1 pseudogene is annotated in these 250 nt (G+C 32.4%); it reads right to left on the bottom strand.

The window, feature by feature from the left end:
• A pseudogene (locus tag IDG63_RS14805) lies at window positions 1-250 on the bottom strand (hypothetical protein); the annotation flags it as partial.

Here is a 250-nt window from a genome sequence, read left to right as displayed (position 1 = left end):
AGTTGACTTTAAGATTTCATCTACATAGTCTGCTTTGGGTTTTAGTTCTCCGATTTCTTGTTGTAAAAGTAAGTTTTGCTCTTTTTCTTTCTTATACTCAGTCAACACTGTAATGATGTAGTCTGGAACTTTTAATTTTTCATTATCAATTGCAACTTCCTCGAAATTTCCAGCAGAAACTTTACCGAAATATGGAACCTCGATTTCGCTATCAAATTCTGGTAAAACAATTTCTTCAATTTCTCCTAAG

Source organism: Staphylococcus sp. EG-SA-14, assembly GCF_017151935.1.
Classification (GTDB): domain Bacteria; phylum Bacillota; class Bacilli; order Staphylococcales; family Staphylococcaceae; genus Staphylococcus; species Staphylococcus aureus.
Note: the sequence above shows the minus strand (reverse complement) of the source record. Positions and strands in the feature narration are given on the sequence as shown.